The organism is Clostridium sp. AF21-20LB (genome assembly GCF_003478795.1).
Classification (GTDB): domain Bacteria; phylum Bacillota; class Clostridia; order Lachnospirales; family Lachnospiraceae; genus Otoolea; species Otoolea fessa.
Map to the genome: position 1 here is coordinate 1 of NZ_QUGD01000044.1, position 6,307 is coordinate 6,307.

Below are 6,307 nucleotides of genomic sequence, written 5' to 3' on the forward strand. Positions count from 1 at the left end.
ATAGGGCAGAGGTGGAAGCGTAGTAATACGTGAAGCTGACTGTTACTAATCGGTCGAGGGCTTAACCAAAAGGTTATGGTTAAGGATAGGTAAGAGGAAGTTATTTCCTGAAGGATGGAAGATAGAAAGTAGAAGAAATTCAGTGTGCAGTTTTGAAGGTATATAAACTTTCAAGAAAATCAAATATAAACGTGGATGACGGGGTGTGGCTCAGCTTGGCTAGAGCGCCTGGTTTGGGACCAGGAGGTCGCAGGTTCGAATCCTGTCACCCCGATTCTTACAAATATGCGCGAGTGGCTCAGTTGGTGGAGCGCGACCTTGCCAAGGTCGAGGCCGCGGGTTCGAGTCCCGTCTCGCGCTCTTTTTCATTTTATGCCGGAACCTTTAATTTCAAAGGATTCCGGCTTCTTTTTTTGTTTTTTACATTCTGTTTCCGGGGTTGAGTAGGGTTGACTTAATTTAAGAAAGTGCCCGTTCCATATCTGCCTCATTCTGAGCTGTTTCAATACGGTTAAAGCTGTAATTATGTAAAGTCGTTCGTTCGTCCTCATGCCCGACTTGTTTGCGAATCTCATTAATATTAATACCTGAATCAAGCAAAGCAGAAATATACGTTTTTCTTATTTTGTGAATCCCTTTTTGATTTATATTAATGTGATGGCAATATTTTCGAATGCAGTTACTTATTACAAGCGGGGTAATATGCCGCCCGTTCTGGAAGAATAGAAAATCATCCTGATATAAATGATGTTCTTTATTAAAAGCCATAATGATTTGAAGGATTCGCCTAGCCTCTACGGTAAGATACACATAACGATCGCCAGCAGATGACTTGACGTGTTCAACGGTTGTCCACGAAGCTGGACACCAAGAACCATCTTCCCTTTGACGTTCTACCCTTTGAGCCATCCGTTGAATATGGAGATATTTTCCATCACGGCATATATCAGTAGTCTTTAACGCGGTTAATTCTCCAAGGCGCACGCCTGTTTGAAAGGCTAATGGAATTGCTAACGCTGGACTATGATTGTTTTCATAGAAATCGTTCCATGCTTCTGCTTCAATCAGAGGACGTTCCGAGGTTAAAAAAACCTGTGTAGCGTCTTCCGGCTTCTTAACTTTGCGAAACAGCTTTCCATCAATTTTAAATTCATTGTATGGATTTTTTGAAAGTATTTCGCGGTCAACAGCGTATTCAAGAGTATGGCGGATAATCAAAGCCATGTTGTAATATTGCTTCTTAGTGAAAGAATGCTTCTTGATTTTGGTTAGTGCCCATTCCTTCAAACTAGCCTTTGTAAATTGAAGTATATTTTCATCAATGATTGGATCATCTAAATAGTAGGCGTGCCAATCGTTATCTATCCGCCGGATATAACTAGAGGCAGTAGTTTCTAACGCCTTATATTGTAACCAGAGAGGGTACAGCTGCCGCAATGTACATAGGCTATTTAAACGCTGTGTTTCTGCCTCATGGCGTTGAGCCTCAAGGTAAAAGTCGATGATTTTTCGTTCTAATTTTTCCTGGGTAGAAGCAGAAATAGACCTTCTCCCCTTCGGTTTTGATGGGTCAGGAAGATAGGTAACATATGCTCCGCGTTTATTCTTCCAGATATGATAGAAATTTTCAAGGTGCTGAGTTAAGATTGCTTTCTCTGTTTTTTTCATTTCGATATATTCGGAAAGCTCTCCTGTATCTATATCCATTATATCATAATTTGACAAAAAAGACCAGATAGAAGCATTTTTGTTTGAATCTTTGTTGTTAAAGTTGCACAAAAAAAGTACCATCCTTTCCAGATGATACAGCTTGCGGCATTTTATAATTAACAGGAATAAGTAAGAAATTAAAATGAAAATAGCATATAATATATATTTGTTTAGGAATTTAGTTTAGTGATAAGCAAGTTGTATCTCTTGTTAATCTACTTGATAAGTGATTGGAATACGTAACCCTTTATCAGTCATGATTGCAGGCAACGTATGATTTTTTATTTCTTTGAAAATCTGCAAAATATCAACGCCCCGTACATGAGCAAGTTCTTGAGGCGTAAAGTACAATGTCACAGCATTCATAAATTACTTCCTTTCTTCAAATGGATGTTCTTGGGGAGAACAATCTATAAAATCATTTACCCGGTGGAAATATTCTTCTACCGAATAATCTTTGTATTTCCCAATATCATAATAGTGGCGGATGTTATTGATTCTGGCTAGTAGGGCATCCCATGAATCGGGTTCATCGTGTTGGATATTTGGATATTGGTCTTCTAAAGGTATATTTGAAATGATATAGACTGTCTCATGTAGACAAACGCGGTTAGCATAGCGGCAGTTAGAGTAAGAGGCTGTCCATCACATAGAGCGAGCAGGAGCGAAAAGGGGAGATGAGAACGATACTCATCTAGGAGCAGTACACGCGTGCGAGCGGTATCATATTTATCCCAGATTCCATTACCCTTATAGTCCACAACAGAATATATTTCGCTGGCATCGTGATTTGCATAAACGTAGGAAGTTTTTCCGGTTCGTGTTTTGCCATAGATATACCATACGGTCATATGGCGATATTCTTTGCCCTGTTCCTCCCAGTAGGCTTGCCGATACTGTTCGATTGCTGGAATACGTAACGCCATCGCTGGGATAGCCCGAATAATTTCGACATTAGAAACGCCGTCCTCAACTAGAGCGATCATCAATTCAATATCGGTTCGTCTGCCCGTTTTTTCTTCATCTTCTGAAGGACATTTTCCACTTTCAAAGAAGGTTTCAATATGGTTTGTAGCCTTCTTTTCGGAATCGAGGTATTTTCCTTCTTTTCGGATATAGTCTCTGTTTTGCTGGCTGCTGGAGTTCAGAACCGTTTCGATATGGGCGTTTCCAAAAGCCTTGCTTATTGTTTTGATTGACTGGGGGTTTTTGAAATAGCAGTACAGGTGGAAATGGTAGGTTCCTTCTTCTCCGGTTTCAAAACAGAAGCAATAATATTCGGTTTTCCAGCGGTTCATCGTTTCTTTGATTTTTTCACTTGTAAATCCTTTTTCAGTTGGATTATTACAAGTCACTTGCATCCTCCGGGTGCGTGTAGGCAATTTTATACACCTTCTTTGCTGCTTGAATTAACACATGACACATAGGTGCCCTAAAGGGTTAATACTGCCCCTTTAGGGCTGTCAGGGCTTGCTTGCCATGCTTCCGCATGGCAGCGCCCTGACAATCGGTATCTATCGGTTGACTGCTTTCAATAAATCTTTTCGCATAGCTTCTTTGTTACGTGGGAAGGGGACTCTGATTTTAGTTAGATTTGCATCATTCACAGTGCAATATCCAACTCCCGTTTGACAAGCAGAAATTTCATCTTTGTAAGCTGGCATAAGCATATTTACAGTTTCTTTCGAGGGCGCTTGAAGAAGCACTTTGTGAGAGAAACTTTCTCGGGAGCCGCTTCCAAAAAGCTCATTAAGGGGCTTTTGAGCCGATACAATGATATGGATTTTTTTTGCACGGCTCAGATTTAAGAGCCTTGCCATTTTAGAAAGAACTTCTTTCTGCTCTTTAGAAGCAAATGAAATGACCCAGGAAGGATATTCATCAATGTACAGCACCAAAGGGGTTAATGAATTGTAATTGTCATTTGTTTCTAACCTCTTTTCAAAAAGATTGTAAAATTCAAAAAAGCCATCCGTTGTTTTATCGTAACTGTAAAAATGTTTTGCACCGTACAGATAGGAAAAATCTATATTTTTATAGTCCAGAACATATATTTGACACTGAGGAAGATGGAGCGCCGTTTTTGAAAGGATTGATTGCGCTAAGGTCGTCTTACCTGAACCGGATGGACCTGATAGCAAAATCCTAAGTCCATCGCCTCCCATGTCCCATTTTTCCCATTTGATAACACCTGCTTCATAAAACTTTTCATTAACGAAAGGGCAGATTATTGACGAATCATTCATCATAATCGCTGTCTTTTAAGGTCATATCAGCCTTTTCACGGGATAAGAGATCGTTCATAGCTTGCTGGTATGCGAGTTGTTGCACGTATGTTTGGTCAAAATCTAACACGAGAGTTAATGCAACGTATGTAGCCATGTCCTCCACTTTCTCAACAAATAAATGGTCATTTTCTCCCGCCGACATAAACGGAACTAAACCACCGGTTCGGATTTTCTGGTCGAACAATCCTTGTATGACAGAACTAATCAGCTTAGTATCAAGTTGTTCAGAAACGCTCTTTGGAAGCGCATACCTCAAATAAATAATTCCATTTATGACATATGCATCCATTCTCTCGTTTCCCATATCTTCCGGTCGCAACGGACGGTTCAGAGATGTCAAATCTGGAAAATTTGGCATTGTACAAATCTGACTATAGATGAAGTTACCAATTCGCTTATAGCATCCTTTCGCGAAGCGTTGACGCTGCACATCGGACTCAGACTGCTGTTTTTGCATAGCTTTACGTTGTGCTTCCTTGCGCTCGTTATGACGCATGAATAAGAAGCTGCCTCCTGCGGTTGCAGCAGCGATAGAAGGGAAATGCTGATTCACAAACTGGGATATCGCATTGAATAATACGTCCAGCGCTCTCAGAAGCAGAACAAATACGAGAGAGAGTGCTATCATGCCAAACACGATTGCAGCAATTTTCTTGGGGATTCCCTCGGAACGGGCTGTTTCCAGCCCGCCCTGTAAGGATTCCTTGATATGGGTTACGAAATCTTTAAAAGACTTTTTTTCCATCAGAACCTCCTATTTGCTTACTTTGTCATTGCTTTTTCATTGCCAGAAATCGGCTCTACGTAGTCATAGCTGATGCGGATATTTCCATCCCTCAAGATACGTTTCGTTCCCCAGAAACAATATACCTTACTTTTTTCCACAGAGTCATAAACCTCTTTGGTAACTTTTTCTTCTAAAACATCTGCATCGTCATTCTGTGATACCGTTACCCTGTAACTTGTACCGGATTTCCCATCAATTTCATAGGGAATTGCCTTTTTATTAAGAATTTTGTATATAGATGAGAGTCTTGGAGAAGCCATTTCGTCCACCTTTCTGCGGTAATTAGGTACCGCGCCATATAAATAGAATCTGATTTGTAAATCCTCCTTTTGTGCCTCTAATGCCTAGGATTTTAGAAGCATAAGGCTTTATCTTCTGGGAGGTAGGATTGCCCTAGCCTCCCAGAGATACGTTTAACTTTCCTCCATAGCTGGACAGAAGAGATATGGAATAAAAGCAAGTTCAAGTTCTTCCGAACGCGCTAAGAGCTTTTTGTAGGAATCCAGTGATTCCAACAAAGAAGTTTTCAGGGTTTCCTCTGAGGTGCTTTCTGCGGTTCGTTCAAGCTCTTTAATGATAACACGCATATCATCCTCAACTAAAATGAACAAAGAGCGTACATAGCATGACGTGAGGCGCTCGTCGGTGTTTTTCACAATTTCAAAGGTCTTTTCCAGACGTTCCACATCCTTCAGGAAAGTTGGGTACTTGACCTCAGCGAAAGTGAAGAGGTTCGCCGCATTCATCCACTCGATTGACAACATATATATTTGACCTCCTTTCTAAGTCCGTGAAACTTTGATTGCATCGATGCTTGATTTAATGATAGCTCATAAATCCTGTGAAAAATTTCAATATAAGAAAAGGGCATTTTTTTCTTCCCCTCCATTATTCTGCTATGACAATGAAGGGAAAAGCTGTCTAAAATCTAGTGAAGCGGTGGGTTATTTTCCTTGCCAAATAATAAATATTCAACGGAACATCCATATAAACGGCAACAAATGACTATAAATTCAAGGGGGATTGTGATCCTACCATTTTCATACTTGCATAAAGTAGACTCTGAGGTAATATAGTCCAGCTCTTGTAACTTCATACAAGCCCAGGTAAGAGAATGATTGCCCTTTTTGCGTAAAGCCTTGATACGTGTGGTTACGTCAGTATAATTCCACTTTTCAATATAGTTGTTCATTATAGCTCCTATCCATTGAGTGCGCACGCAATTAAAAATATTTAACAATTAATTGCTATGCCCTCATTGTAGTTAGGAGCAGGGGCGAAATCTATTGTAATAGAAAAGCTTGATTTTATAAGGATAAGAAATTACAATAAATCTATAATAGTTAATTTGGGGAGGAAAATAATGAGCAATAAATATGCCAAAGAAAAAAATTCAAAATAATTGCAGAGGAACTAGTTAATTTGGGGAGGAAAATAATGAGCAATAAATATGCCAAAGAAAAAAATTCAAAATAATTGCAGAGGAACTAGAAAAAAGCTTTAAAAGAAAAAGAATGTAAAT

The 6,307-nt window shown here is 39.7% G+C and carries 7 protein-coding genes and 2 tRNA genes; 2 read left to right on the plus strand and 7 right to left on the minus strand.

Annotated elements, in window-relative coordinates:
* Positions 1 to 199 precede the first annotated feature (199 nt).
* Positions 200 to 274 (plus strand) — tRNA-Pro (locus tag DWX76_RS13440).
* Between the two features lie 13 nt (positions 275 to 287).
* A tRNA-Gly gene (locus DWX76_RS13445) sits at positions 288 to 360 on the plus strand.
* A gap of 99 nt (positions 361 to 459) precedes the next feature.
* Here the strand turns inward: DWX76_RS13445 and DWX76_RS13450 are convergent.
* The 7 genes from DWX76_RS13450 to DWX76_RS13480 form a co-directional block, all read right to left on the minus strand.
* Positions 460 to 1,779, minus strand: a complete 1,320-nt coding sequence (locus tag DWX76_RS13450) for a tyrosine-type recombinase/integrase (protein WP_118570863.1) — start codon at positions 1,777 to 1,779, stop codon at positions 460 to 462.
* 141 nt (positions 1,780 to 1,920) lie between these two features.
* Positions 1,921 to 2,076 carry a flagellar motor protein gene (locus DWX76_RS13455; RefSeq protein WP_118570864.1) on the minus strand — a complete coding sequence of 52 codons (156 nt, stop codon included), beginning with the start codon at positions 2,074 to 2,076 and terminating at the stop codon, positions 1,921 to 1,923.
* A gap of 194 nt (positions 2,077 to 2,270) precedes the next feature.
* On the minus strand, positions 2,271 to 3,065 hold the full coding sequence (locus DWX76_RS13460) for a hypothetical protein (protein ID WP_243022589.1): 795 nt from the start codon (positions 3,063 to 3,065) through the stop codon (positions 2,271 to 2,273).
* Positions 3,066 to 3,224: 159 nt separating this feature from the next.
* The gene (locus DWX76_RS13465; protein ID WP_118570865.1) at positions 3,225 to 3,959 is read right to left on the minus strand and encodes an ATP-binding protein; all 735 of its coding nucleotides are present in this window, start codon (positions 3,957 to 3,959) and stop codon (positions 3,225 to 3,227) included.
* The gene (locus DWX76_RS13470; RefSeq protein ID WP_118570866.1) at positions 3,949 to 4,743 is read right to left on the minus strand and encodes a hypothetical protein; all 795 of its coding nucleotides are present in this window, start codon (positions 4,741 to 4,743) and stop codon (positions 3,949 to 3,951) included. The genes DWX76_RS13465 and DWX76_RS13470 overlap by 11 nt, the downstream gene beginning before the upstream one ends.
* A 17-nt stretch (positions 4,744 to 4,760) precedes the next feature.
* A complete protein-coding gene (locus DWX76_RS13475; protein ID WP_118570867.1) occupies positions 4,761 to 5,045 on the minus strand; it encodes a hypothetical protein in 285 nt (94 codons plus the stop codon).
* A 153-nt stretch (positions 5,046 to 5,198) separates the two neighbouring features.
* Entirely contained in the window at positions 5,199 to 5,549 is a 351-nt protein-coding gene (locus tag DWX76_RS13480) for a hypothetical protein (protein ID WP_118570868.1), read from the minus strand.
* Positions 5,550 to 6,307: the final 758 nt, after the last annotated feature.

Bases quoted from the DNA above. Each gene is read 5' to 3' on its own strand.
- DWX76_RS13455 (WP_118570864.1), bottom strand. From the start codon at position 2,076: ATGAATGCTGTGACATTGTACTTTACGCCTCAAGAACTTGCTCATGTA.
- DWX76_RS13480 (WP_118570868.1), bottom strand. From the start codon at position 5,549: ATGTTGTCAATCGAGTGGATGAATGCGGCGAACCTCTTCACTTTCGCT.
- DWX76_RS13475 (WP_118570867.1), bottom strand. From the start codon at position 5,045: ATGGCTTCTCCAAGACTCTCATCTATATACAAAATTCTTAATAAAAAG.
- DWX76_RS13470 (WP_118570866.1), bottom strand. From the start codon at position 4,743: ATGGAAAAAAAGTCTTTTAAAGATTTCGTAACCCATATCAAGGAATCC.
- DWX76_RS13465 (WP_118570865.1), bottom strand. From the start codon at position 3,959: ATGATGAATGATTCGTCAATAATCTGCCCTTTCGTTAATGAAAAGTTT.